The organism is Methylobacterium hispanicum (genome assembly GCF_022179285.1).
In the GTDB taxonomy this organism is placed as follows: Bacteria; Pseudomonadota; Alphaproteobacteria; order Rhizobiales; family Beijerinckiaceae; genus Methylobacterium; species Methylobacterium hispanicum.
On the sequence record NZ_BPQO01000002.1, the window covers coordinates 290,917 to 314,093 of the forward strand.

21 protein-coding genes are annotated in these 23,177 nt (G+C 72.8%); 5 read left to right on the plus strand and 16 right to left on the minus strand.

The genetic code is table 11. From position 1 onward, the window contains the following. The first annotated feature begins 198 nt into the window (after positions 1–198). Positions 199–1,569: a tyrosine-type recombinase/integrase gene (locus tag MFF56_RS03450; protein ID WP_238229472.1), complete on the plus strand. Its 1,371-nt coding sequence runs from the start codon at positions 199–201 to the stop codon at positions 1,567–1,569. Between the two features lie 3 nt (positions 1,570–1,572). Here the strand turns inward: MFF56_RS03450 and MFF56_RS03455 are convergent, their stop codons facing one another. Both MFF56_RS03455 and MFF56_RS03460 read right to left on the minus strand, forming a co-directional pair. After that, complete coding sequence (locus MFF56_RS03455; RefSeq protein WP_238229473.1) at positions 1,573–1,785, minus strand: hypothetical protein; 213 nt, start codon at positions 1,783–1,785, stop codon at positions 1,573–1,575. Between the two features lie 482 nt (positions 1,786–2,267). Then, complete coding sequence (locus MFF56_RS03460; RefSeq protein WP_066918013.1) at positions 2,268–2,501, minus strand: hypothetical protein; 234 nt, start codon at positions 2,499–2,501, stop codon at positions 2,268–2,270. 311 nt (positions 2,502–2,812) lie between these two features. Between MFF56_RS03460 and MFF56_RS03465 the strand changes: the two genes are divergently transcribed. Further along, the gene (locus MFF56_RS03465; RefSeq protein ID WP_066918009.1) at positions 2,813–3,070 is read left to right on the plus strand and encodes a hypothetical protein; all 258 of its coding nucleotides are present in this window, start codon (positions 2,813–2,815) and stop codon (positions 3,068–3,070) included. Here MFF56_RS03465 and recD2 read toward each other — a convergent pair. The 12 genes from recD2 to MFF56_RS03525 form a co-directional block, all read right to left on the minus strand. Further along, complete coding sequence (recD2, locus tag MFF56_RS03470; RefSeq protein ID WP_066918007.1) at positions 3,046–5,271, minus strand: SF1B family DNA helicase RecD2; 2,226 nt, start codon at positions 5,269–5,271, stop codon at positions 3,046–3,048. The genes MFF56_RS03465 and recD2 overlap by 25 nt on opposite strands. A 155-nt stretch (positions 5,272–5,426) precedes the next feature. Next, on the minus strand, positions 5,427–5,912 hold the full coding sequence (locus MFF56_RS03475; protein WP_066918005.1) for a hypothetical protein: 486 nt from the start codon (positions 5,910–5,912) through the stop codon (positions 5,427–5,429). Between the two features lie 97 nt (positions 5,913–6,009). Beyond that, positions 6,010–6,612 carry an SCO family protein gene (locus MFF56_RS03480; protein ID WP_066918004.1) on the minus strand — a complete coding sequence of 201 codons (603 nt, stop codon included), beginning with the start codon at positions 6,610–6,612 and terminating at the stop codon, positions 6,010–6,012. Further along, positions 6,602–7,147, minus strand: a complete 546-nt coding sequence (locus MFF56_RS03485) for a copper chaperone PCu(A)C (RefSeq protein WP_156453428.1) — start codon at positions 7,145–7,147, stop codon at positions 6,602–6,604. Before MFF56_RS03485 ends, MFF56_RS03480 begins: the two co-directional genes overlap by 11 nt. 196 nt (positions 7,148–7,343) lie before the next feature. Continuing rightward, a complete protein-coding gene (locus tag MFF56_RS03490; RefSeq protein ID WP_066918003.1) occupies positions 7,344–9,320 on the minus strand; it encodes a putative bifunctional diguanylate cyclase/phosphodiesterase in 1,977 nt (658 codons plus the stop codon). 301 nt (positions 9,321–9,621) lie between these two features. Next, positions 9,622–9,891, minus strand: a complete 270-nt coding sequence (locus MFF56_RS03495) for a hypothetical protein (RefSeq protein WP_238229474.1) — start codon at positions 9,889–9,891, stop codon at positions 9,622–9,624. 448 nt (positions 9,892–10,339) lie between these two features. After that, positions 10,340–10,813: an Hsp20/alpha crystallin family protein gene (locus MFF56_RS03500; RefSeq protein ID WP_066926916.1), complete on the minus strand. Its 474-nt coding sequence runs from the start codon at positions 10,811–10,813 to the stop codon at positions 10,340–10,342. Between the two features lie 110 nt (positions 10,814–10,923). Beyond that, positions 10,924–12,744: an AMP-dependent synthetase/ligase gene (locus MFF56_RS03505; RefSeq protein WP_238229475.1), complete on the minus strand. Its 1,821-nt coding sequence runs from the start codon at positions 12,742–12,744 to the stop codon at positions 10,924–10,926. A gap of 21 nt (positions 12,745–12,765) precedes the next feature. Next, positions 12,766–15,639: an AMP-binding protein gene (locus MFF56_RS03510; protein ID WP_082773276.1), complete on the minus strand. Its 2,874-nt coding sequence runs from the start codon at positions 15,637–15,639 to the stop codon at positions 12,766–12,768. A gap of 126 nt (positions 15,640–15,765) precedes the next feature. Beyond that, entirely contained in the window at positions 15,766–16,440 is a 675-nt protein-coding gene (locus tag MFF56_RS03515) for a dienelactone hydrolase family protein (protein WP_238229476.1), read from the minus strand. A 43-nt stretch (positions 16,441–16,483) separates the two neighbouring features. After that, positions 16,484–18,493 (minus strand): erythromycin esterase family protein, encoded by a 2,010-nt coding sequence (locus MFF56_RS03520; protein ID WP_066919953.1) that lies wholly within the window; start codon positions 18,491–18,493, stop codon positions 16,484–16,486. 62 nt (positions 18,494–18,555) lie between these two features. Further along, a complete protein-coding gene (locus tag MFF56_RS03525) occupies positions 18,556–19,416 on the minus strand; it encodes a universal stress protein (RefSeq protein ID WP_238229477.1) in 861 nt (286 codons plus the stop codon). A gap of 305 nt (positions 19,417–19,721) precedes the next feature. Here MFF56_RS03525 and MFF56_RS03530 point away from each other — a divergent pair, with 305 nt between their 5' ends. From MFF56_RS03530 to MFF56_RS03540, 3 genes are all read left to right on the plus strand, one after another. Next, positions 19,722–21,272 (plus strand): PAS domain-containing sensor histidine kinase, encoded by a 1,551-nt coding sequence (locus tag MFF56_RS03530; protein WP_066923789.1) that lies wholly within the window; start codon positions 19,722–19,724, stop codon positions 21,270–21,272. Continuing rightward, entirely contained in the window at positions 21,262–21,870 is a 609-nt protein-coding gene (gene fixJ, locus MFF56_RS03535) for a response regulator FixJ (RefSeq protein WP_066923787.1), read from the plus strand. The genes MFF56_RS03530 and fixJ overlap by 11 nt, the downstream gene beginning before the upstream one ends. A 95-nt stretch (positions 21,871–21,965) precedes the next feature. After that, positions 21,966–22,358, plus strand: a complete 393-nt coding sequence (locus MFF56_RS03540) for a response regulator transcription factor (protein WP_238229478.1) — start codon at positions 21,966–21,968, stop codon at positions 22,356–22,358. Between the two features lie 47 nt (positions 22,359–22,405). Here MFF56_RS03540 and MFF56_RS03545 read toward each other — a convergent pair whose 3' ends face one another. After that, complete coding sequence (locus MFF56_RS03545; RefSeq protein ID WP_066922085.1) at positions 22,406–22,630, minus strand: hypothetical protein; 225 nt, start codon at positions 22,628–22,630, stop codon at positions 22,406–22,408. A 59-nt stretch (positions 22,631–22,689) separates the two neighbouring features. Continuing rightward, a complete protein-coding gene (locus MFF56_RS03550; protein WP_066922088.1) occupies positions 22,690–23,076 on the minus strand; it encodes a DUF6455 family protein in 387 nt (128 codons plus the stop codon). Between the last annotated feature and the right edge of the window lie 101 nt (positions 23,077–23,177).

Consider the following 23,177-nt stretch of genomic DNA (forward strand, 5'->3'; position numbering starts at 1 on the left):
CTACGGCGAGGACATCGACGCATTGATGACGCTCGACCTGGCCCGCCACGCTCCGGAGATCCGGGATGCGAACGGCGAGCCGGCGTTCTCGACGTACCAGCTGCGCCGCGCCTGCGAGACGGGTGCGCTCAAGGCGTTCCGGCCAGTGAGAGGGTGGCTCGTGACTCGGCGGTCAATCCGTGAATGGAAGGACAGGCCGTGGCAAGGAAGCGCGAGGGAGCAAGCCTCCTCTACGAAGAAGACAGGAAGCAGTGGACGATCCGAGACTACGACCCCGCCACCGGCAAGCGCGTCAAAATCCGCCTCGACCGAGACCGCGTTAGAACTCGCGGCGAGGCTGAAAAGGCGTTCGCGCTCCACATCGTAGAGCGCGACCGGAAGGCCGACGCCCTGGCGCGCGAACGTGCCATCGTCGCCCCCGACACGGACGATCCGGCAAACCAGGACCCGCGCCTCGTCAGCATCGCGGCCACGCTCGCGTTTTACCTCGGCATCCTCGACCGGAAGGAGCAGGCCATCGAGGACCGCATCGGCGCGGGCGGCGGCGGGGGCCGGTCGGCGGGCGGGAACGCCGGACTGGCGGCCATCCACGTCGTGCACCTCCTCAGGCATTGGGACGGCAGGACGCTGGCCCAGGTCCGGGGGCAGACCTGCCGGGCGTACGTCACGGCACGAACCGGTGAGACGCACAAGCCGCGCGGTTCCAAGGGGCCGGGCAAGCCGATCTCCGAACAGACCGCCCGTCGCGAACTCCAGACGCTGAGCGCGGCCATCGGCGCTTGGCACAAGGAATTCACGCTCACGTCCAGGCCGGTCGTATCGATGCCTGAGGCCGGCCAAGCGCATCCGGATTGGCTAACCGAGCGCGAGTACGCCCGGCTCCTCCGCGTCGCCCAAGGCTGGCGCTGGGTGGCGTCAGACGTCTCGACCCGTTCGCCTGTGTGGGAGCGGGCAAACGACACCCCGTTCGTCGCGCAGTGGCGTGCGTCCGCCGGCGACGCCTACGTCGAAGACGACCACATGGAGCGGTTCCTTGAGATCGGCTTCGCGACCGGCACCCGCTCCGGAGCCATACTCGACACGCGCTGGGCACGGCACCGTGTCGATGGCCACATGGACCTGGCGGCACGGACGTACCACCGCTGCGGTCCGGACGCGCCGCCGTCGCGGAAGGGGCAGCCGCCCTGCCGCATCCCCGACCGGCTCCTGCCCCGGCTGAAGGAATGGCGCGAGACCGACAGGACGCGGCTCCCGGACAGCAGTCACGTCGTCCATGAACGGGGCGTGCCCATAGCGCGGGTCGACAAGGCGTTCGGGCGGCTTGCCGCGCTCGCCGGCCTGGACCGCCGCGACATCGACGGCGCCATGAGGGTCGGAAACCCGGACCCGCGCGACGACCTTGGCATGCCGACGCCGCACATCCTCCGGCACACGCGAGCGACCCTCCTTCTCCAGGCGGGCGTGTCGCCCCGCGAGGTCGGCGAGTTCCTCGGCATGTCGACGAAGATGGTCGAGCGGGTCTACGGCCACCACCACGTCGAGTATCAGGCCCGCGCAGCGGCAGCCTGACCGTCAGTCCAGTTCGACCTCTACCTCCTCACCCTTAAGCTGCGCGGACAGGTGCTTCCGGAGCTCGTCCACGGAGTTCCAGTGCTGGCCGGCATCGACGCCCATCTGGTCCATTACATCCACGTCGTTCTCGTCGGTCAGGTCGATGACTTGGAAGCCGCCTGCCCCTGAGCTCTCTCCCGTCTCGTGGTCAACATGGGCCGTGAATGTTCTCATGGTGTGCCTCCTCGGACCTGCATGAACAAGCGTCGGCGGGCCTATAGAGGAGAACCGCATCCGGGACCAGGGCGGGACCAGAACCGGGGTTTCGGGACCAAATGGGGCTTTACGGCGGTTGACGAGACTGCACTGGACTTCACGTCAAACCATTGATCCATTTGGATAAACCGTCTTTCTGCCTCGGAGCCGAGAAGCTCAGGGGTTACGTTGACATGGTAGGGGTCACAGGTTCGATCCCTGTCGCGCCCACCATCCTCAGCCTTGGCTAGGATCGGTGTTTCGAGGCCCCGGCAACGGGGCCTTTCTCGTTTCAGCGTCCGCATATCGGAAGTGATCCGGGCGCTCCGGCCCAGGCGATTTTTCGTCGATCGTCAGGGCTCAGGTGATCGAGATCGCCTGGAGGTCGGCGTTCCCTATGAAACGGATGCGGTGAGCGCGGCCCGCGGAAGGCGGCCCGGATCCGATGCCGGCCGTCCGCCTCAGTCGGGTATGGCGTAGCCGATGGCCGAAAAGGTCAGCGCCATCGCCGTGGCGCAGGCCGCGATCCGACCCAGCTCGCCGTGGGAGCGAGCCTCGGGGACGACGAACTCGTCCTGATAGCGGGCGATCATGGTCTCGACGGACGGGAATGCCCGGAGGGCCAACCGGATCCAGAGCACGAGCGCGGCCAGCCCCATGAGCAGGCCGCCGTAGGTGAAGCCTTCGTCCAGCACACGCGTTCCCGCTGCCAGACCCCCTTGCGCGGATCCTAGGCGGAGCGGGCCGGCGCCCGCAAGGCCGGGACGGGCCCGGCCAGAGGGGCCGCGTCCGGCATGTGCGCTTCCGCGCATGGTCGGCACGCGGCGGGCGCAGGGCAGCCTTCTCCGCGGGGCGCTTCCGGGCGGCCGCGGGCGGCTTACCTGACGGGCGCCGTGGGACGACGGTCTTCGTATCCGATCCCGCGGCTCCCCCGCGCCGCGCGTCGGAGGTCGGCCATCGCCGCCGCGGTCCCTCCGGCACAGCCTCAGCAGACGGAGCTTCGCAGATGCGGACCTACACGCTCGCCATCGCCGACGACGTCCTCTTCGTGTGCCTGCCCGACGAGGCGGACATCGCGGGTGCCATCCGGGACACCACCTGCACCGCCTACGGGCACGGGATCGAGCTGGAGATCAGCCGCGGCGCGATCCTCACCGACCGGCCGGATCCGGAGGATCAGGTGATCTGGAGCGACGGGCCCGACGGCGAACTGACCGACGCGGAGGGCCGCGCCTTCCGCTACGCCGTGCGCCGCAGGTCCTGAGGCGCCGCGGCGCCGAGCCACTCGGCGAGCTTCGTGTAGCGGCGCCGGTGGCCGCCGCGCACCGCCATGGCGATCGCCCGGCGCTGGCCTACCAGTACGACGAGCTGCCGCCCCCGCGTCACGCCCGTATAGAGCAGGTTGCGCGCCAGCATCGCGTAGTGCTGCGTCACGAGCGGGATCACCACCGCCGGGTACTCGGAGCCCTGGCTCTTGTGGATCGTGGTGGCGAAGGCCGGCACCAACGTGTCGAGTTCGCCGAACGGATAGCTCACTTCCCGGCCCTCGAAACCCACCACAACGGCGCCCTCCTCGTCGTCGATGCGCAGGATCCGGCCGAGATCGCCGTTGAAGACCTCGCGGTCGTAGTCGTTCTGCGTCTCCATCACCCGGTCGCCGGGCGCGAAGCGCCAGCCGAAGCGCTGCACCTCGGCCGGCGGATCCGGGTTCAGCACCCGCTGCAGCACGATGTTGAGGTTGCGTGCGCCCATCGCGCCGCGCTGCATCGGCGTCAGCACTTGCACGTCGCGGGACGGGTCGAGGCCGAAGGCGCGCGGGATGCGCCGGGTCACCACCTCGATCAGGCGCTCGACCCCCGCCTCCGGATCCTCGATCTCGACGACGTGGAAGTCGGCCCGCTCGCCGGCACGCGGCCGCTCCGGCATCCGGCCGGCATTGATCCGGTGGGCGTTGACCACGATCCGGCTCTCGGCCGCCTGCCGGAACACCTCCGTCAACCGCGCCACCGGCACGGCGCCCGAGGCGATCACGTCGGCGAGGACCTGGCCGGGGCCGACCGAGGGAAGTTGGTCGACGTCGCCGACGAGGAGCAGGCCGGCCTGCTCCGGAACCGCCTTCAGCAGCGCGTGCATCAGGGGGACGTCGATCATCGAGCACTCGTCGAGGACGAGGAGATCGCAGGAGAGGGGATTCGTCTCGGTGCGGGCGAAGCCGCCGTGGCGGGGGTCGAACTCCAGCAGGCGGTGGATGGTGCGCGCCTCGAGGCCCGTCTGCTCGCTCATCCGCTTGGCCGCCCGGCCGGTCGGGGCCGCCAGCAGGACGCGCACGCCCTTGGCCGCGAGGATGCGCAGCACGGTATCGAGCGTGCTCGTCTTGCCGACCCCCGGGCCGCCGGTCATCACGGCGATCTTGGCAGCGAGCAGCAGGCGCACGGCCTCGCCCTGCGAGGGCGAGAGCGTCTTGCCCGTGCGCGCCTCGGCCCAGGGCAGGGCCCGCGCGAGGTCGATCGCCGGCCAGGGCGGCGCGCCGGCCGCCCGGCGGACGAGGCGCTCGGCGACGCCCCGTTCGGCGGCGTGGAGGCCCTTCAGGAAGATGCAGGGCGCGCCCGCGACCGTGTCGGCGACCACGTCCTCGGCGCGGGCCAGCGCCTCGAAGATCGCCGCGCGCACGAGCGGGGCCCCCACCTCCAAGAGCGTCCCGGCGCGGTCCGTGAGATGGTCGAGCGGCAGCGCGCAATGCCCCTCGTCCATCGCGGTCTGGAGCGCGAAGGCGACACCCGCGCGCAGGCGCTGCGGGGCGTCGGCCGCGAGCCCGAGCTTTTTTGCAATAGCGTCGGCCGTGCGGAAGCCGATACCGCGCACCTCCCGCGCGAGGCGGTACGGGTCCTCGCTCATCACCGCGACCGACTCGTGGCCGTAGGTCTTGAAGATGCGCACCGCCCGGGCCGTGCCGACGCCGTGGGCGTGCAGGAACAGCATGATCTCGCGCACCGCCCGCTGCTCGGCCCAGCTTGCGACGATGCGGGCGGCGCGCGTGCGGCCGATGCCGCCGATCTCGGTGAGCCGGTTCGGCTCGGCCTCAATGATCTCGAAGGTGCGCTCGCCGAAGGCCGCGACGATGCGCCGGGCCATGGCGGGCCCGATGCCGCGCATCTGACCCGAGGCGAGATAGCGCTCGATCCCCTCCGGTCCGGTCGGCGGCGTGACCTTGAGGGTGTCGGCCCGGAACTGCAGGCCGTGCTGGCGGTCGGAGAACCACGTGCCCGTGGCGGTGATCCACTCGCCGGCCGCGACCGCGGGCGCGTGGCCGACCACCGGAACGAGCTCGCGCCGCCCCCTGGCCTGCACCTTCAACACGCAGAAGCCGGTCTCCGGGCTGTGGAAGGTGACGCGCTCGATCGTGCCGGCCAGCGCCTCGACGGGCGTACCGCGCTCCACGCTCTGCGGTCTCACCCGCTGCTCCATACGCCGCACGCTCGCTCGGGCCGCCTGGGTCGGGCCGGAGCACCCTAGCGCCACCCGGCGGTACCCGTGATTCGCGCCGCCCGCCCGTTCCAGGAAGATCGGGACGAGCGGTGCCGACGGGAAGGCGGCAGATCGTCCGACCGGGCCGGATCCGCCTAGCGGTCGTCGTAGAGGTCGTAGGGGTCGAGCGCGGTGCGCAGATTCCGTGCCTGCGGGTCGGCGATCAGGGCGAGTTGCCGGTCGAGACCGCGCAGGAAGGCCTCGCGGCCGTCCTGAAGGTCGCGGCCGAGCCCAGAGAAGCGCTCCTCCGGCTCGACATGGGCCGGGTTCGTCGTCACGACGAAGCCGATCCCGCAGCTCGGCAGGGCCTGGATCCCGGGCGGGCGCAGCCAGTAGCAGATCCGGACCCGGGTGAAGTCTTCGCCCACGCGACGCTCGGCCCGGATGTCGGCGACCCGGAAGCTCTCGGGCCGCATGCGCGCCGCGTAGGCCAGGGTCTGCGCCACGGTGACGAAGCCGTTGGTCTGGTGCTCGCGCACCAGACGCACCGCCTCGGCAGGGGAGGGCAGGGCCGGTTGCGCCGCGGCCCCGGAGGCGCAGAGCAAGACCGCCGGGAGGGCGGCAACAGCGATGCGGAGCACGGCTTCGGATCTCCGGGGACGGGCCGCCCGCACTCTAGGCGAGCGGTCCCTGCTGTCGAGGCCGATTCTCGTCCGCACGCCGCCCGGCCAGACCGGGTCAGAGCACGGCGCGGATCTGCTTCAGGGCGAGATCCTGCCCGGCCGCGAGATCGAGCGGGCCGACGAAGCGGCCCGCGGCATCCATCAGGTAGAGCATTGCGGTGTGCTCGAAGGTGTAGTCGCCGTCCTTCAGGGGCACCTTGCGCACCTCGGCACGGAAGGCCCGCTCGACTTGACCGACCTCCTCGGGCGTGCCGGTCAGGCCCGTGATGCGGTCGCTGAACGAGGCCATGTAGTCGCGCATCACCGCGACCGTATCCCGCTCGGGGTCCACCGTGACGTAGTAGACGCCGATGTCGCGACCCTCCTGGTGCAGGGCCTCGATCAGGTTGGTGAGGTCGGCCAGCACCGTCGGGCAGACGTTCGGACATTGCGTGAAACCGAAGCCGACGAGGTAGGGCTTGCCCACCAGCGTCGCGGAATCGAGCACCCCGCCCTTGCTCGATTGCAGCCGGAACGGTCCGCCGACCACCGACATGGCCGGCCGTGCCGGACCGCCCGGCAGCAGCGCCACGGTGGTCCCGACGATCGCCGCGAGGCCGAGGCCGAGCAGGCCGAAGGTGAGCAGGACGCTGCGGCGCGAGGCCCGCTCAGTGGGCATGCTTGTGGCCGGAATGATCGTGCCCGGCCTCGGCCCCGCCCTCCGCCGGCGCCTTGGCGGCGATGCTCTCCACCGCGAACTCGACCGGCACGGTGCCGGCCTTCTCGAAGACCAGGGTGCCCTTGATTCGCGCGCCCTGCTTCAGCTGGGTCTTCAAGTCCAGGAACATCATGTGGTTGCCGCCGGGGGCGAGCTTGATCGTCTCCCCGGGGGCGATCGCGACCCCGCCCTCGATCGGGGCCATCTTCATCACGTCTCCCTGCATCGACATGCTGTGCAGCTCGGTCCGCCCGGCCTCGTCGAGCGAGCCGCCGACGAGCCGGTCCGGCTCGGCGCCCGTGTTGGTCACGGTGACGTAGCCGCCCGCGACCTTGGCGCCCCCGGGCGTCGCGCGCGACCAGGGGTGGCCGATCTTCAGGCTGCCGGCCGTGTAGTCGTGCGCGGCGGCGAGCCCGGACGAGCCGGCGAGCACCAGCCCGGCGAGGGCGAGCGCGCGCAGGAGCGGGAAGCGGGCGTCCGGCGGGATGCGGGTCATCGCGAGGTCTCCTGGGACGGTCTTCGGGACGGTTGCAGGCGGCGCCTGGTTCGGCGCCGCCCAGCGCGTAGCGCTCCGTCGCCCGGCCGGGAAGCCCCCGCGGACCCGGTCGGGGGCGACATGATGACAGTCCGCCGGCGCTCCCGGCCGGGCGTAGGGCCGGTCCTTCCGTTTCCTTGCGTCCGCGGAACGGCGATCAGGCCGCGCTCGCCTGCAGGTCCGCCATCATTCGCAGTGTCGCCTCCGCCGGGGCGGGGCGACCGAGGTGGTAGCCCTGCATGAAGCGGCAGCCCATCGCTTCGAGCGTGGCGCGGTCCTCGGCGGTCTCCACGCCCTCGGCGACCACGTCGAGGCCGAGCGCGCGGCCGAGGCCGAGCACTGCCTGGACCAGCCCGCGCTTGTCGTCCACGGCGGTGAGGCCGGTGACGAGGCTGCGGTCGATCTTGATCCGGTCGGCCCGCAGGGCGCGCAGTGAGGCGAGGGCGGAGTAGCCCACCCCGAAATCGTCGAGCGCGAGGCGGATCCCGGCCTGCGACAGGGCGGCGATCTTGCCCTGCGTGGCCTCGATATCGAGCGCTGTCTCCTCGGTGATCTCGATTTCCAGCATCGGCAGGGGCAGACCGAGGGCCCGCAGCCGCCCGAGGACGATCTCGTCCACGGCGATCTGCGCCATCTCCCGGGGCGAGACGTTCATCGCCACGCGCACGTCGCCGAGCCCGCGCGCGCGCAGGGTCAGCATCATCGTGCAGACCTGCTCGAGGATGAAGCGCAGGAGCGATTCCGTGAGGCCGGCCGCGGAGGCGGCCGCGATCAGGTCGCCCGGCGGGATCCAGCCGTGCACCGGATGGTGCCAGCGCACCAGCGCCTCGAGGCCGGCCACCTCGCGCCCCGCCTGCCCGAAGATCGGCTGGAACCACACCGCGAGGGTCCCCTCGGCCAGGGCCCGGGATAGGTCGCGCTCGCAGTCGCGCCGCATCTCCAGGCTGCGCAGCAGGCCCTCGTCGAAGACGCGGAAGCGGTTCCGGCCCACGGCCTTGGCGGCGTAGAGCGCCTGGTCGGCGCGGGTGAGCAGGTCGGTCAGGCTGTCGGCCGGGAGCCGGCAGATACCGACGCTCATGCCGAGGCGGCCAGCGTCGAAGCCGTCGAACGGCTCGGCGACACGCCCGATCAGGCGCTCGGCGAGCCGTTCGGGCGGGCAGTCCGCGGCCGCCGGATCGTACAGGAGAGCGAACTCGTCGCCGCCGAGGCGGGCGGCCCGGCAGCCCGGGGGGATGCTCTCGGCAAGGCGCCGGGCCACCTCCGTGAGCAGGCGGTCCCCGACAGTGTGGCCATAGATGTCGTTGACCGACTTGAAGCCGTCGAGGTCGAGCAGCATCAGGCAGGTCTGTCCGGCGAGCCGCCCGTGCGCCGCCTGCGCGAAGCCGGCGCGGTTGAGGAGACCAGTCAGGGCGTCGTGGGTCGCGCGCAGCCGCATCTCCTCGGCCAGGGCGCGCGCGCTGGCGTGCGCCGCCTCATGCGCCGCGGCGAGTGCCGTCGCCTCGTGCTTCAGGCGGCTGGTGTCGCGGAAGCCGGCCTCGGAGGCGGCGCAGCTCCGGGCGAGGGCCAGGAGGTAGAGCACGACCGTCGCGGCAAGGCAGGTGCGGTCGAACCCGCCCGCGTAGGCTAGGCAGCCCGCCGCGGAGAGAAGCGGCGGCGTGATGAAGCAGACCGGAATGCGGGCGAAGGCCGTGCCGTGAGTGACCGCCCCCGCGGTAATGCCGCAGGTGACGGTGAGGTAGAAGAGCGTCTGGTCCGACGTGTAGCCCGCGCAGAGAAGCGGCAGGAAGGCCCAGACCGTGCCGGACAGGAGCGCGGCGAGCCAGCACAGGCGCAGGCGCCGGTCGATCGACCGGGCGGCGGCGGCGGCCCGCTCCGGTGGCATCGCGGGCGTCGGCACGAGGCCGAGGCACGGGGCCCGGCAGAGGCCGACGCGCAGGAGGTTGGCGGCGGTCGAGGCGGCGAACCAGATCAGGCCGGCCAGCGCCTCGCCCGCATGCGCCGCCACGAGCGCTCCGGCCAGGCCAAGCAGCGCGTTCACCGGGATCGCGCGCAGGACGCTCCGGCGAACGGCGTCGAGCTGATCGCGCCGGATCAGCCAGTCCCGTTGCGGCTCGACGCGACCCAGGACGCGCATCCGACCCAACACTCCCCCACGACACCCCGGAGACGGTGGTAGACCATATGCATATGCGGGAAGCGGAAACGGAACGTTGATGCGGCGCCGGGCCGGCCCGGACTGGGGCGATCCTGGAGCCGCGCACGCGAAGGGGCCGCCCGGGGGCGGCCCCTGTCCGGATGCGCCGAGAGCCCGGGGCGGCTCAGAGGCCGGCGAGGACGCCGGCCGAGCCCCAGAGGGTCAGGCCGAGACCGGCGACGAATGCGCCGATCATGCCGTACGAGAAGGCCTTCATCATCGTCTGCATGCCGTGTTCCCCTCAGCAGCGGTTCCCGCCCGCGGTCTGGCCGTACTGCTTGACCGGGAAGTTCTGCTGGTTGGCGTTGCCCTCGGCCGCCGAGCTCATCGGGCAGGTGGCCGGGTTGCGGCTGCCGAAGAAGCCGATCGCGCCCGTCGTCTCCACCCCCTCGGAGGCGAAGCCGGTGTAGTGGCCGCGCGGTGCGTCGTAGGGGAAGGCCAGCGCGGACGAGGCCGGGGCAGCAATGCCGAGCATCAGAGCGGCAAAAGCGGCAGCGATACGAGTCTTCATGACGGTATTTTTCTCCTGAAACCTTGGCGATCGGCTCTCTACGGTCCGTATCGCTCGATTGATTTCAATATAGGCTCCTATCTCGCAGCGCGACGTGCCAGGACGCACCTCGCACGAGGGAACAAGTCCTGTCGCGACCACGTGCGGGTCCGGTCCGCACCCGTGCCGCGCCCGTGGTGCCGCGGCGTGCGGAAGCGACCGCCCGGAGCGTAGTCCCGTCCCACCGTCGCGCGGCCGCATCGCCGGCCGGTGGTCGCGGGTGCCGTGCTCGCGCTCTCGCACGATGGTCGCGCCGGCCAGACCGGTCGCGGGCAGGCTTCGGAGAAGCGTGCGGTACCCACCTGCCGAAGGGTCTCCGGGCGTCAGCGCGACGACGCCGCCCCGCACGCGATGCGCGGTCGCCGGCCCGGCTCCCGAAGTTGCGGGGTCCCTGGCAGCGGGCTTGCCGTCAGCCAGCCTTGATCGCGATGCGTTGGGGCTCGGGCTGCTTCAGGCTCGGCCGCGGAAGCTTCAGCTTGAGAACACCCTTGTCCATGCTGGCCTCGATGTCCTCGGACTTCGTGCCGGCCGGCAGTTCCAGGGCACGGGAGAAGGCGCCGTAGGAGCGCTCCACCACCTTGCGCGCGCCCTTGGTCTCCTCCGTCTCCTGGCGCTTCTCGCCGCTGATCAGGAGCATGTCGTCGGCCAGCTCGATCCTGACGTCGTCGCGCTCCAGGCCGGGCAGCTCGGCGGTGACCTCGATGTGGCCGTCCTTCTCGACGACGTCCATGCGGGGGATCGGCGGCCCCTGGAACAGCCCCGGCATGCCGAAGCGGATGTCACCGACCATGCGCTCGATCTCCCGCTGGAGGGGGAACAGCGTCGGCGTCGCGGGTGCCTCCGGAGCGCGGTCTCCGAGGGCGAGCAGGCTGCGAAGGTTCATGACTCGTCTCCATCCAGGGTGGCGGGAGGGACCCGCGCCCCGGATCAGAAGAGCACCCGGCGCGGTGCCGGGACCTTGCGCTGAATCAAGAGATCGCCCTGCCCGCCCGCTCAGCGGAGGCCGTCCCGCAGCTCCGCGCGCATCGCCGCGACCTCGGCGGCGCAGCGCCCGAGCACGGCCGCGCGGCGAAGCTTCCGGGTCGGCGTGACGAGACCGTTCCCGATCGTCCACGGTTCCGCGAGCAGGCGGACGGCGCCGACCTGGGCGGCCGGCGGAAACGGGCGCAGGGCGGTATCGATGCGGGCGAGCGCGGCGCGGCGCGCCCGCACGCTGTCGAGCGCGGCGGCATCCCACGGATCCAGCCCGAGCGCTCGTGCCAGCGGCCGCCAGACCTCCGGCGCGACCACCGCCAGCGCCGTTGCGCGCGGCTGGCCGTCGCCCACGAGCAGGACCTGCCCGAAGAGGGGATCCGCCCGGATGGCCGCCTCGATCGCGTCGGGCCAGATCTTCTCGCCCGTCGAGAGGACGATGCCGTCCTTCAGGCGGCCGCGGACGACGAGGCGGCCGCCGCGCAACGCGCCGCGGTCCCCGGTGTGGAGCCAGCCGTCGCGAAGGGCCTCGGCGCTCGCCTCCGGACGTCTCCAGTAGCCGAGCATCACGCCCGGCGAGCGCACCAGGATCTCGCCCGCCTCCCCGATACGCAGCGCCACGCCCGGCAGCGGCGGGCCGACGGAGCCGGGCATCGTCGTGCCGAGGCTGAACCCCGTCACCGCCGAGGCGGCCTCGGTCAGCCCGTAGCCTTCGACCAGCGGGAAGCCGAGGCCGAGGCAGAAGCGCGCCGTCCGCGCGGGGAGCGGCGCTCCGCCCGAGACCGCGAGCCGGATCCGCCCGCCAAAGGAGGCGAGGATCGGCCGCGCGACGACCCGGCGCAGCAGCGGCCAGAGCAGGGCGTCGAAGAGGCCGACCGGGTGTCCGCTCCGCGCCGCCCGGAAGACCTGCCAGCCGCGCGCGAGCGTCAGGTTCAGAAGCCGCCGCCTGATCGGGCTGCGCCGGGCCGCGGCCAGCACGGTCTCGTGGAGGCGGTCGAGCAGGCTCGGCACCACCAGGAGGACGGTCGGCCGGGCGGCCAGCAGATCCTCTCGGACCTGCTCGACCGATCGCGCGAACACGACCCGGGCGCCCAGGACGAGCGGCAGGTAGCAGCCGACGACGCGCTCGAAGATGTGGGCGAGCGGCAGGTAGGAGAGGAACACGTCCTCCTCGGTGCCGGGGTTGCGCTCCAGCACGGCCCGGGCCACGCCGAGGAGAGCGCGCTGGGTCAGCATCACGCCCTTCGGCCGTCCGGTCGTCCCCGAGGTGTAGACGATCGTCGCGAGCGCGTCGGGATCGGACGGTGCGGGCGGGCGTGTGGCGGGCCCGCGCGCGGCGAGCCACTCGCCGAGGCCCCGCACGATACCGGGCTCGGGCGCGGCGGGCGCATCGACGGCGATCACGCGCCGGACCAGGGGCGCCGCCGCGGGTCCGAGGCTCCGCCAGTCGTCGGCACCCTGCACGAGGACGAGGATTGCACCCGAATCGGCCAGGATCGCGCGCAGGCTCGCGGGCGAGTCCCGGGTAAAGAGCGGGACGACGACGAGGCCGAGCGCCAGGGCGGCCTGATCGAAGCACACCCATTCGAGGCCGTTGGGCAACCACAGCGCGATCCGGTCGCCGGGGCTCAAGCCCTCAGACGCGAGGGCCGCGCGCCGTTCCTCCACGCGCTCCGCCACCTCGTCCCAGCTCCACGACACGAAATCACCCGCCTCGCCATCGTAGGCGACGTAGGCCGGCATCGCCGGGCGCCGGCTCGCTTGCTCCCGCAGGAGCCCCGGGATCGTGTCGCGGGCGAACCGGACCGGCTCGGCCGTGGTCTCGAGGGAAAGTGCGCGCATGAGGTCGGCCACCGTCTGGAATCAGGCCGCGGAGGCGGGCAGCCGGGTCGGCACCTCGTCCGCCAGATCGGGCTCGCCGCTCCGCGCCAGGATCGCCGCGCGGGCGGCGTCGCGCAGGCGCAGCGCGGCGTGGAAGTCCTCGCCCGCAGGGACGAGCGGCGCCCCGACATGGAGGCCGACGGCGCCGCGGCGCGGGAACCACTGGTCGGCCCGCAGGATCGAGCGCGTGCCCGAGAGCGTGAGCGGCAGGACCGGAACGCGGGCCCGGCAGGCGGCCTGGAAGGCGCCGAGGTGGAACGGGAGGAGGCCAGGGCTCCGGGTGAAGGTGCCCTCCGGGAACGCGATGAGCCGCTCGCCCGCGCGGATCCTGTCGCACAGCGCCGCGGCGTCCGAGACGCCGGTCGCCTCGTCGCGGTGGACGAACACGGTCCCGAGCCGGCGCAGGAAGGGGCCGGCCACGCGCTGCCCGGCGAGTTCCTGCTTGGCCAGAAAGACGGGAGATCCTGGGAGAGAGGCGGCGAGGACCAGGCCGTCGAGATAGCTCTGGTGGTTCGCCACGACGACCGCGGCGCCCTGCGGTTCGAGCGGCGCGCCGGTCACGCTCAGGCGCGTGCCGCTCAGCCGCAGGAAGGTCCGGGCGGCGGCCCTTAGAACGGCGTGGCGCCAGCTCCGCCGGGGCAGCGCCAGGACGAGTGCCCAGACCGGCGCGCCGAGGACGAGGAGGAGCAGCCACCACCAAGCGGCGTAGGCCCACGTGGCGGCGCGGCGGACGGTGCGGTGGAGCCGGCCCGCGGCGGCGGCGCGCAGGAGCTGCAACCGGAACGTGCCGCCCTCGGGCGCCGGCCCCGTGAGCTCGCCCGCCTCGTAACGGGCACGGGCCGCCGCGCGCCGGATCTTACCGCTGGAGGTCTTGGGCACGGTGTGGGGCGGACACAGCAGGATCGCGTCCGGCGGCTGTTCGAGCGCCGCGGCGAGTGCGGCCTCGATCGCGCGCCGCAGCGCGGCCCGCGCGGCCGGATCGGTCAGCCGGGTCTCGACCGCGAGGACGAGGCGCTCGGTGCCCGTCTCGGGATCCGGGCTCGCGAAGGCGGCGACGCAGCCCCGGCGAGCCCCCGGGACCGCTTCGGCGATCGCCTCGATCCCCTGCGGATGGATCTTGCGGCCGGCCCGGATGATGACGTCCTTGGTGCGGCCGGTGACGTAGACGTCGCCGGCCGCGACGTAGGCGAGGTCGCCGCTGTCGAGCCAGTCCCCGTCGAACAGGGCGCGGGTCTTCTCCGGGCTGCGGAAGTACCCGGCCGTCGCGGAGGGGCCCTTGAACTGCAGGCGCCCCTCGACTCGCTCGGGCACCTCCCGCCCGGCCTCGTCGACGATGCGGATCTGGTGGCCGGGCAGCGGCCGCCCGCAGGCGACGACGTCCATCGGGTGAGCGGTGGCCGGGCCGGCGCGGCGGGCGGCGCCGTCGCGCGCGAGCGCGTCCCGGTCGATCCGGTCGATGAGCGGGCCGCGGCCGAGCGGCGGGAAGGCGAGGCCGACGGCGCATTCGGCGAGCCCGTAGACCGGGGCGAGCGCCGTCGGCCGCAGGCCCGCGGCGGCGAAGCGCCGCGCGAAGCGCTCCAGCGTGTCGGCACGGACGGGCTCGGCCCCGTTGGTGAGCACGCGCAGCGATCCGAGGTCGAGGCCGGCGAGATCGTCCTCGCGCAGGGCCTTGAGGCTGAGTTCGTAGGCGAAGTTCGGTGCGGCCGAGATCGTGCCGCGGTAGCGGTGGATCGCGCGGAACCAGCGTCCCGGATCCGCCAGGAAGGCCAGGGGCGGCAGGATCACCGCGGGCGCGCCGTAGTAGAAGCTCCCGAGCCAGCAGCCGATCAGCCCCATGTCGTGGTAGAGCGGCAGCCAGCTCACTACGACGTCGGCCGACGAGGCGCCGAGCGCGCCGCCCATGGCACGGATGTTGGCGAGCAGGTTGGCATGGGAGAGGACCACGCCCTTCGGGTCGCCCGTGCTGCCGGAGGTATACTGGATCAGGGCCGGGCTCGCGGCCGTCGTGGCCGCCGCCCGGGCGAGCGGCGCGCCGCCCGCGAGTTCCTCCGGCGTCGCGACCGCGCTCAGGGCCGGCACGCGCTCGCGCAGCCTGTCGGCGAAGGTCTGTATCTCGCCGTCCGCCACGAGGATCCGGGGCTCGGCGTTGGCCAGGATGTGCACCTGCCGCTCCAGATGGTCCGCGATCTGGCTGCGCCGGACGGGCGGGTAGAGCGGCACCGGCACCCCGCCGGCCATCAGGGTTCCCAGGAAGGCCGCGAAGAAGGCGCTGCCGGTCGGCAGCATGAGCGCGACGCGGTCACCGGCGCGCAACCCGTGCGCCCGGAAGCCGGCTGCGAGGGCGCGCGCCTGCCCGTCGAGATCCGCGTAGGTCAGAACCGTCTCCTGATCGCTCTCGGGGCCGGGCTGGAAGCAGAGGCGCAGGTGCGGCCGGTCGGGGTGCAGAGCGACGTGGAAGGCGAGGACGTCGAGCAGCGTCGCGGCCTGCAGGGGTTCCTCGGCCGGCGGAAGGGGCGCCCCCGGCCCGGGACGCGGTTCGGGCTCCCTCGCCGGCCCGGCGGCCACGATCGCCGCGAGGAGGTCGCCCGGAGTCGCGGCCTCGCCGATCAGCCGGTCCGGCAGCGCGACCCCGAAGGTGCGCGCCAACCGGAGCAGGAGCTCCGCGCGGCCGAGGCTGTCGAGGGCGAGATCGCGCGCGAGATCGCTGCGCAGATCGACAGGGGGCACCGCGCGCGCCTGCGGATGCAGTTCCGCGAGCAGCGCCCGGATCTCGCCGAGAAGGACCGCGGCCGTCCGCGGCGGCGCATCCGGCCCACCGTCCCCTACCTCGCTCCCGAGCGTGACGTCGGTGCTCACGGCTGCTCCTCGCGGCGCGGTCCCGGCCCATGCCGGTCGGGCCTCAGCCTGCGGGCGCGGGGCGACGGCGCGCGTTGATCTGGCTCAACGGCGATGCCCGGGCCACGCCGCAGGGGGACGCGCCCGTCAGCGGTCCGGGGCGTGCAGGTGCTGGCCGAACCAGTCGGCCGCAGCCCGCGCGACCGCCTCGAGCGCGCCCGGCTCTCCGAACAGGTGCGAGGCCCCGCCCACCACGACCAGCCGCTTCAGGCAGGTCAGCCGGGCCATGGCCCGCTCGTTCAGGTCCAGCACCTCGGTATCGCGGCTGCCGACGAGCAGGAGCGTCGGGGCGCGGACCAGGGGCAGGGCGGAGGCTGCCAGATCGGGACGGCCGCCGCGCGACACGACGGCGCCGACCGCGTCCGGGTGCGCGGCCGCCGCGAAGAGGGCGGCCGCCGCGCCAGTGCTGGCCCCGAAATAGCCCCGCGGCAAGGCGCCCAGCTCCGGCCGGCGCTGGACCCATTCGGCGACGGCACCGAGCCGCACGGCCAGGAGCGCGATGTCGAAGCGCAGATGGCAGGTCCGGCGGTCGATCGTCTCCTCCGCTGCAGTCAGCAGGTCGGCCAGGACGGTGACGAATCCTGCCGCGTTCAGCATCTGCGCGACGCTCCGGTTGCGCGGGCTGAAGCGACCGCTGCCGGAGCCGTGCGCGAACAGCACGACGGCGCGTGCTCCGAGGGGGGCGCGGAGCGTAGCGGCCAGGGTCGCGCTGCCGGCCGGTATCGTCACCTCTTGCTCGCCGGGGACGTCCAGGGAACTCACCTCAGCCTCCTCGTCAGCGTGGTGCCGGCGGTGCGCTTCGGCCCTACAGGCCGACCGGGAAGGTCTCCGGAACCTCGCCCGCCTCCCAACCGGCCGTGCGCTCAAGGGGCGTCACCGCGCGCGTCTCGTCGAAGTGCAGGATCGCGTCGAATTGCTCGGGCAGGCGCGCCTCGAAGTAGTGGCTCCGCCGTTCGGTGTCCGGACGGTAGATGACCCCGATCGCCCGCTCGCCGCGCGCCGCCCCGAGCAGCCGCGCCGCCTCGCTGCCCGGGGCCAGCGACAGGAAGAAGCGGCCGGGGCCGAGCGCGTGAAAGAGCGCCTCGTAGCTGTCCGGCAGGGCGGGCCGGACGCGCTTGCGCTCGGCCGGCGCGTCCCAGTCCGAGGCCGCCGTCACGGTGCCGGAGAAGGTGGTGAAGCCGACGTTGAAGACCGCGGCGCCGTGGCGCTCGCGCATGAGCTGCCCGAGGTTGAGTTCGCCGCGCGCGCCCATCTGCGTCGCGCGGGCGTCGCCGAGATGCGAGTTGTGCGCCCAGACGGCGACCTTCGCAGGCTCCCCCCGCCGCTCCGGATGCGCGATCAGCGCCTCCAGGCTGTCGGCCATGTGGCGGTCGCGTAGGTTCCAGGAGGAGACCTCGGCGAGGAACATCGTGCGGTAGTAGGCCTCGGCGCTCCGGACGACGCGCGCGTTCTGCTCGGCGTTGAACAGCTCCTCCCGGTCGGTGCTTCCGCTCCACGACAGGGTGTCCGCCATGCGCCGCTGCAGGGCGAGCAGCTGGGCCATCGCCGGTTCCTGACAGGAGCCGACGCCCTTCAGGCCGGTCATGAAGCCGTAGACCTGGCCGCTCTCGCCGAACCGGTCGAAGCAGGCGTAGCGGGTGCGCGCCGCCTCGGCCGCCGCCGGATCCACGGCCGCGAGACAGCGGATCACCGCCTTCATCGAAGCGCGCAGGCTGTACAGGTCGATGCCGTAGAGGCCGACCTTGGGCTCGGAGGCCGGCAAATCCCGATTGTACGTGCGCAGCCACTCGACGAACGCGACCATCTCCGTGTTGCGCCACATCCAGGTCGGGAAGCGGCGGAAGCCGGCCAGCGCCTCGGTCGCATCGAGATCGTCGCTGTCGCCGCGGACATAGCGGTTCACCCGCCACGCATCGGGCCAGTCGGCCTCGATCGCCACCGCCGTGAAGCGTTTCTCCCGGATCAGGCGCGCGGTGATCGCGGCCCGCTCGCTATAGAACTCGTGCGTGCCGTGCGACGCCTCCCCCAGCAGAACGAACCGGGCCTCGCCGATCAGGCCGAGGAGCGGATCGTAGTCGCCCGCCGACCCGTCCAGGCGGGTCGCGCACGCCTTCAGGCGTGCGACGAGGGCCGCGTCGGTCGCCGCCCCAGCCTCAAGGTCGGGGGCGGGCGCCTGGGCACGCCCGAGCAGGCGCCGCACCTCGTCGTCGCTCGTCTGCTCGAAATCCTCGTAGGAGGCTCCCACCGCCCAGAAGGGCTCCGGCCGAACGGCGCAGACCACCTCGTCGGCCTCGCTCTCCAGGCGCGCGGCGGTGCTGCGCGCGGCGGTCGGCACGGCCACGACGATCCGCCCCGGCCCGCGCTTCCGGATTGCCCGGATCGCGGCCTGCATCGTGGCGCCGGTGGCCAGCCCGTCGTCAACGAGGATGATCGCGCGGCCCCGGACCTCCGCGGGCGGACGGCCGCCCCGGTAGAGCCGCTCGCGGCGATCCAGCTCCTCGCGCTCCTGCGCGGCGACACGCTCGATCAGGTAGGGCGGGATCTTGAGGGAAGCGACGACCTCGTCGTTGAGGACGCGCACGCCGCCGGTCGCGATCGCACCCATCGCGAGCTCCTCGTGCCCCGGGACGCCGAGCTTGCGCACGACGAAGACGTCGAGGGGCGCGGCGAGGGCCCGCGCCACCTCGGCCGCCACCGGGACCCCGCCGCGGGGAAGCGCCAGGACGACGACGTCCCGGCGTCCGGCGTAGCCCGCGAGATGGCTTGCGAGTTCGCGCCCCGCCTCCGCGCGGTCGCGAAAGATGCGCGTGCCCATTCAAGCCTCCGGGAATGTTCAACCGGCCCGCCGGGGTCGGCGCCCCCGCCGCGCGGGAGCGCTCAGTGGCTGAGGAAGAGAGGTGCGGGGCTGTTGCGCAGGAGGGCTCGTGTGACGCCTCCGAAGAAGAATTCGCGGACCCGGGCGTGATGGTAGGCGCCCATGACGATCATGTCGGCGCGCAGGCGGCCTGCCTGGGCGCGCAGGGTGTCGGCGACGTCGCCGGCGCGGGGCAGGTCGGTGACGGCGACGCGCACGCCGTGGCGGGCGAGGTGGGGGGCGAACTCGGCGCCGGGGAGGCTTGCGTGGATCTCGGCCTCGGTCGCGACGGCCACGATCTCGACGGCCTCGGCGGCGCGCAGGAAGGGCAGGGCGTCGTTGGCGGCGCGCGCGGCGTGGGCGCTGCCGTCCCAGGCCAGCAGGATGCGCCGGGCTGCGAAGGCCGTGTGGGCCGGCGGCACCGCGATCACCGGACGCCCGCTGAAGAGGAGAGCCTTCTCGATGGTCTCCCGGTCGAGGTCGTAGGTCCGCGGCCCCGCGTCGAGGACCGTCAGATCGTGCAGCCGCGCCCGCTCGGCCAGCCGGCTCACCACGTCCGGGTAGGACAGGCTCGGCGTCTCGGTCGTGCAGATCAATCCCGCCTGCGCGGCGTCGCCGGCCGCGCGCTCCGCGATCGACCGGGCCAGCGTGTCGAGCCGCCGGTCGATGACGGCGATGCCCGCATCGTCGAAGTCCCCGAGCCAAGCGTCGTCCCCCGAGAGGCGCCACGAGGTGGACTGGACGGTCAGGTGGGCGCCGGCCGCCCTGGCCAGCGTCAGACCGTAGCCGATGGCCGACGAGGCCGGCTCCCGCTCCCCCTCGACCGTGGTGCCGACGAGGACGTCGCGGATGCCGGCGAGCGCGGTTGCGGTGGTCGTGGGCATGGGGTGTCTCCGATCCGGATGCCGCATGGTTCGGCGCTCCGGGGCGGGCGGCCTTGATCCAGCTCAAGTCTCGGCGTGCCGAACGATCGAGGACGTCCGGAGGCTCAGCTCTCGCGGGCCCGTGGCTCAGGGCGGATCGTCGTTTCCAGGCGGCCTGCCAGGCGGCTTGCGCGAGGTCGTGTCGCGTCTGCGGGGCTCTGTATCGGCGGGTGGACCGAAGCCTTCGCCGTCTTGTGTCCGGGCTGCGACATGTACAAGTTGTCACCCGGGGAGCTCTGGTCCGGGGTGTAGTCTCGGGATGTACGATGACGAACAGTGCTGATGTGTCCGACATAGGACCAGATCGCACCGATACGCCGACCCTCGACGAACTCCGGCAGACCCTCGACGAGATGGGCGTCTGCGTGTGGTCGCTGGATATCCCGACCGGCCGCGCCACGGTCTCGCCGACCTGCGCCCGCCTCTTCGGCGTATCGCCCCGGAAACTCACCACGTTCGCCGCCTCCCAGGCCCTGGTGCATCCCGACGACCGCCAGGCGCGGGCGGACGCTATCGACCGGGCGTTGCGGGAGGGCGGCAGCTACGAGGTCGATTACCGGGTCGTCCGGCCCGACGGGTCGCATTCCTGGCTGCGCTCGCGCGGGCGGGTGCAGCGCGATGCGCAGGGTCGGCCTTTCCGGCACCGCGGCGTCGTCCTCAGCATCGACGAGCAGAAGCGGGCCGAGGTGGACCTGCGCGCCCGCGAGGCGCACCTGCAATCGATCCTCGACACCGTGCCCGAAGCCATGGTGGTGATCGATGAGGCGGGGCGCATCCACTCGTTCAGCGCTGCGGCCGAACGCCTCTTCGGCTACGCGGCCGCCGAGGTGACCGGGTGCAACGTCAGCATGCTGATGCCGCAGCCGATGCGGGGCGAGCACGACGGCTATCTCGACCGGTACCGCCGCACGCGCGAGCGCCGCATCATCGGCACCATCCGGGTCGTCACGGGCCAGCGCCGGGACGGCACGACCTTCCCGATGGAACTCGCCATCGGCGAGATGCGCTCGGGGGACCGGGTCTTCTTCACCGGTTTCATCAACGACCTGACCGAGCACCAGCGCACGCAGGCGCGGCTTCAGGAGCTCCAGGCCGAGCTCGTCCACGTTTCCCGCCTCAGCGCGATGGGCGAGATGGCCTCGACGCTCGCCCACGAGCTGAACCAGCCGCTCGGCGCGATCGCCAACTACACCAAGGGCTGCCGCCGCCTCCTGGCCGATCCGAGCCCCGCAGCCATCGCCAAAGTGATGGAGGTCCTCGACAAGGCCGCCGAGCAGGCGCTGCGGGCCGGCCAGATCATCCGGCGGCTCCGCGAGTTCGTCGCTCGCGGCGAGACGGAGAAGCGGATCGAACCGGTCGCGCGGCTGATCGAGGAGGCGAGCGCGCTCGCCCTCGTCGGCGCCCGCGAGCAGGGGATCACCGCACATGTTGCGCTGGCTCCGAACACGGGCGCGGTCCTCGCCGACCGCGTGCAGGTTCAACAGGTTCTGATCAACCTGATGCGCAACGCCCGCGAGGCGATGCAGGAGGGCGGACGGCGCGAGCTGACCGTGGCGGCCCGCCCCGCCGGGCCGGAGACCGTCGAGATCGCCGTCTCGGATACGGGGCCCGGCATCGCGGGCGAGGTCGCGCACCGGCTGTTCCAGCCCTTCGTGACCACGAAGGTCAGCGGGATGGGCGTCGGACTCTCGATCTGCCGCACCATCGTGGAGGCGCATGGCGGGCGCCTCTGGGTCGAGCGCAACGAGGCCGGCGGGGCGACCTTCCGGCTGACGCTGCCGGCGGTGCCGAACGGAGAGCTGGGCCATGGCGTCTAACCTCGTGCACGTGGTGGACGACGATTCCGCCATGCGGGACTCGGTCGCCTTCCTGCTCGACACGACGGGCTTCGAGGTGCGGCTCTACGAGGCCGGCGCGCAGCTGCTCGACCGGCTCGCCAAGCCGGCGACGGGATGCGTGCTCACCGACATCCGCATGCCCGGGATCGACGGGCTCGAACTGCTCCGGCGCCTGCGGTCGGCGGGTCACCGGCTGCCGGTCGTGATGATGACCGGGCACGGTGACGTGCCGCTCGCCGTGGAGGCGATGAAGCTCGGCGCCTGCGACTTCATCGAGAAGCCGTTCGAGGACGAGGCCCTCCTGCACGCGATCCGCTCCGCGCTCGAGCGCGGCGGCCCGACCGAGACCGCCGACCCCGGCCTGCGCGAGTTCGTGAGGCGGGTCGGGACGCTGAGCGAGCGCGAGCGGCAGGTCCTGGACCAGCTGGTCGGCGGCGCCACCAGCAAGGAGATCGCGCGGACGCTCGACATCAGCCCGCGCACCGTCGAGATCTACCGGGCCAAGCTGATGGCCAAGACGCGGGCGGGAAGCCTGCAGGAACTGGTGCGCTGGGCCGTCCTGGCCGGCCTCGCCTGAGGCGGACTTGAGGCAGGTCAAGGCGGCCGACCCGCTGCGTCCCGCAGGGTGAGGCCCTCGACGCCACCCGGACCCGGCGCCCGCCGGACGACGCCATGCTGCCAGACCGTTCGAACCTCATCTATGTCGTGGACGACGACCCGGCGGTCCTGCACTCCACCCGCTTCCTGCTGGAGGGCGAGGGGCATCGCGTCGAGACCTTCTCCGGCGGCCCCGAGCTGCTGGCGGCCTTCCCCGGCCCCAGCCCCGCCTGCGTGCTCCTCGACCACGTGTTGGAGGGCATGGACGGCCTGGAGGTCGTCACCCGCCTGCGGGGCCTCGATGCCGGTGTCCCGGTTGTCCTGATCACCGGGCATCCGGACCCCGGCATCCGGACCCGCGCCCACTCGGCCGGCGTCCCCCTCGTGGAGAAGCCCTTCGCCCTGGAGGCGCTGCTGAGCCTGCTCGTGGCCGGCGCTGCCGGCAGGGCTTCGGCCGGGCCGACCTGAGGCGCCGCGGGCGCCGAACCGTCTTCGCAGCGCGACCCGGCGGCAGGTCAGTCGATGCGCGAATGCTGGATCGCGATCTCCGCAGCGGGGACGAGGGCGGCGGGTCGATCCATGCGGAACGCCAGGGACGCCCCGAGCAGGTTCGCCAGACCGATCAGCGCCAGGACCAGGACGACGGCGATCTCGTCCGCCCGCTCGCGCTGGGCGTGGATGATCACGCAGCCGGCCGTGAAGGCGCCCGCCAGGACGAGACTCGTCACGTTCGGATACATGGGTCCTCCCGCGGTGACGGTGCCGCCCCGGGACGCCGCACGGAGCCGGGCGGCACGCTTCAGGCCCCTCGCAGCCGATCGATGCGCGCGGCGTTCGGGCAGAAGGCCGGATAGGTGGCCGCAGCCGTTCCGGCCCGGATCGCGTCCTCGCAGCGCCGGCGCTCGGCGCAAGCTGAGCAGGCGGCTTCGAGATCCCGCATGGTCGCCGGATCGCGCCGCCGGACGGCGTCGGGGTCGAGATGGAGGCTGCGCATCAACGCCTCGATGCCCTGGATCCTCGCGGCCGACAGGGATCCCCCCGCGCCGGCCTCCAGCAACGTCTCCCGCATCTCCTCGTCGGCGTCCCCGAGTTCCCGTGCCGCCTTCAGCAGACAGCACCACGCGTCCATGGCGGGGAGGACGCCGAAGGGGTCGAGCAGGTCGGGATCGTCGGCTGGTACGGGCATGGAGGTCTCCGACGCGGCGTCGAAGGGGTACACGCCGCACCGGCGCCCTCCTTGATCCAGCGCAAACCCGCCCCGGACCACGGGGCCGACCGGGCGCGTCA